The sequence below is a fragment of the Micromonospora sp. genome, from assembly GCF_048594385.1.
Taxonomy (GTDB): domain Bacteria; phylum Actinomycetota; class Actinomycetes; order Mycobacteriales; family Micromonosporaceae; genus Micromonospora; species Micromonospora wenchangensis.
The window spans coordinates 1-2,603 of sequence record NZ_JBMDWU010000468.1 but is presented as its reverse complement, the minus strand read 5'-3'; the positions used below and the strand labels follow the sequence as shown (position 1 = coordinate 2,603).

Genomic DNA, 2,603 nt, shown 5'->3' with positions numbered 1-2,603 from the left:
GTGGAGGGTGCGCCATGACTGAACCGGACCGAACTCCCGACGCCTCCGACGCCGCGGAAGAACGCGCCGGCGCGACCGAGGACTACGGCGGGGTGCCGATCAGCGACGAGGAGCTGTCGGAGGTCTGGCAGGCCCCCGATGGTGGCGAGGCCGCCTCGGATGACGCCGGGGAGCCAGGTACCGAGCCCTCGTCCTGACGTCCACGGCCGGCGCCGGGCTTCTTCGCCCGGTGGCCGGCCGCGATCTTTCACCCTGGTTCGCTTCGGTCGCGTCCGGTGTACTGCACGAATGGACCTGGCTCAACCTGATCAGCGCACGCTTCTCGCTGCCGCCGTCACCTGTTCGCGTACGGCCTATTCTCGTCGGCAGGTCCTGCGGTTGGGAGGGGCGGCCGGGGCGCTGGGTCTGCTGGCCGCGTGCGGCGGCGGGAGCGGGTCGACGGGCAGCACCACGAGCGGGGCGAGCAGCCCGGCCGCTTCCCCGGCGGCGTCGTCGGCCTCGTCCGCGGTGGCGTCCTCCGCGGCGATCGGTCCGGTCTCCCTGGACGATGTGACCAGAGCCAGCCTGGACAAGATCGGTGGATCGGTCTTCACCAGCAGCGGGCTGACCGGGATGGCCGCCGCGGTCTGGATCGGTGACGACGTCTGGCAGACCACGTACGGCGTGTCCGATCTGGACAGCAAGGCGCCTTATCGGGCCGAGGACTACGTCCGCATCGCCTCGATCACCAAGTCGTTCACCGCGACTGCGGTTCTACAGATGGTGGACGCCGGGAGCCTGGCCCTGGACGACGTCCTGGAGTCCTATGTTCCGGGCATCGCCAACGGCTCGCAGATCACCATCCAGCAGCTGTTGGGTATGCAGTCCGGCATCTACGACTTCACCAGCAATGCGCAGTTCCTCGCCGACTTCGACGCCGACCCGACGATGGCCTGGAGCGAGGAGCAGACGGTGGCGCTGATCAAGGCCAATCAGCCCAGCTTCGCCCCGGGCGCCCAGTTGCAGTACTGCGATTCCAATTACGTGCTGCTGGGGATGATCCTCGAAAAGACCGGCGGGAAGTCGGCCGGCGAGGTCATCACCGAGCAGGTGGTCAAGAAGGTGGGCCTGACCGGTACGAGCTACCCAACCGACGCGACCATGCCCGACCCGCACCCCACCGCCTACCGCCCGGGCGGCGACACCTCCGACGGCAGCAAGCCTTTCGATAACGCAGCTAACCCACCGAAGGTCGTCAACGAGGTGAACCCGGCGGTCGCCTCCACCGCCGGAGCGATGATCTCGACCCTGGCCGATCTGAAGGTGTGGGGCGCGGAACTGGCCGGTGGTTCGCTGTTGAAGCCGGAAACGCAGGCACTGCGGCTGCAGTACACCCGTTTCCCGAATGTGCCGGTCAATCTCGGGTACGGCTTGGGCTGCGAGCGGCTCAACGACTTCACGGGGCACAACGGCGCGATTCTCGGCTACAGCACGGTCGTGATGCGGGATCCGAACGCTGACGTCACCATCGCCGCGGTCGCCAACGAGTCCACCAACTTCTCCACTCCGACCTCGAACTTCGCCTACGGAGTGATCAAGACCCTGTATCCGAGCCAGTGGACGTAGGACATCTCAGTCGTCGTGGTGGCTCACCACGTTGATCACCGTCCCGTTGGGGGCGCGGACGAAGAACCGCCGCACGCCCCAGGGCTCGGTGGTCAGCGGGTGAACGATCTCGTAGCCGCGGCGCTGGGCCTCGGCATAGGCGGCTTCGACGTCGTCCCCGACGTGTACCGACAGATCGGAATCGACCGCAGCCGAGGCGTCGCGGGTGACCAGTTGCACCGACGCCCGCCCGTCCGGGCTCGTGAACCGCATGACCCAACCCTGGTTCATCTCTTCGACCGCGAAGCCCAGGTAGTCCCGATAGAACTCTCGCGCCCGCTCGGCCTGCTCCGCATCCGGGTTCAGAGGCAGGTTCGGGGTGATGCCGGTCGGATGCATGAGGCCTCCCTCGTCGTCGCGGAGCGGCCGGCGGTCCGGCGTCCGGGATCGCCGCCAGTCTCGGCCCGGTGCTCGACCGGCGCACGACGGGCCGGGCGGTGGCGCATCTCGGCGGCCAACCCTCGCTCTCGCGGGGGCGCTGCACCGAGGCGGCTCGAGACCGCCCGGATCAGCACGGCGGCCCACGTCCGGTAGGGCCGCCACCCTTCGGAGATCTTGAGGAACTGCTCGCGCGTGCACCGCTGCGGCAAGTGGTAGAGCTGCGTCACCAGCTCGCGGACGATCGGCTCGTCGGCCGGCGGGACGTCGGCGAAACCGGCCGCGCGGATGGTGATGAGCGAGGCGTAGAACGGGCCGATCCCCTTGAGGTGTTGCATCTCGGCGTCGGTCGCCGTCGGGCCCAGGCGTTGCAGACGGGCCGCGTCGAGGGTGCCGCGCGCGGCCGCCCGGGCGATCCCGTTCAGCCGGTCGATCTTCTCCCCGGTCAACCCGGGGAACACCGACATCCGTTGCAGCTGAACCGGTGTCGGCACCGCGGCGACGGTCTGTCCGGCCAACTCGAAGACTCGACCGTGGGTGTGCGCGAGCCGGCGGCGGACGTCGGCCATCTGCTGTGCCGG

General features: G+C 68.8%; 4 protein-coding genes. 2 read left to right on the top strand and 2 right to left on the bottom strand.

Features of this window, described 5'->3' with window-relative positions:
• The first annotated feature begins 14 nt into the window (after positions 1-14).
• Positions 15-197 carry a hypothetical protein gene (locus tag ACOJTC_RS25420; protein ID WP_420118773.1) on the top strand — a complete coding sequence of 61 codons (183 nt, stop codon included), beginning with the start codon at positions 15-17 and terminating at the stop codon, positions 195-197.
• Positions 198-288: 91 nt separating this feature from the next.
• Complete coding sequence (locus ACOJTC_RS25415) at positions 289-1,605, top strand: serine hydrolase domain-containing protein (RefSeq protein WP_420118772.1); 1,317 nt, start codon at positions 289-291, stop codon at positions 1,603-1,605.
• Between the two features lie 6 nt (positions 1,606-1,611).
• Here ACOJTC_RS25415 and ACOJTC_RS25410 read toward each other — a convergent pair whose 3' ends face one another.
• Both ACOJTC_RS25410 and ACOJTC_RS25405 read right to left on the bottom strand, forming a co-directional pair.
• The gene (locus tag ACOJTC_RS25410; RefSeq protein ID WP_420118771.1) at positions 1,612-1,983 is read right to left on the bottom strand and encodes a VOC family protein; all 372 of its coding nucleotides are present in this window, start codon (positions 1,981-1,983) and stop codon (positions 1,612-1,614) included.
• The coding region (locus ACOJTC_RS25405) for a hypothetical protein (protein WP_420118770.1) at positions 1,947-2,603 on the bottom strand (657 nt) is incomplete at its 5' end. The genes ACOJTC_RS25405 and ACOJTC_RS25410, both read right to left, overlap by 37 nt.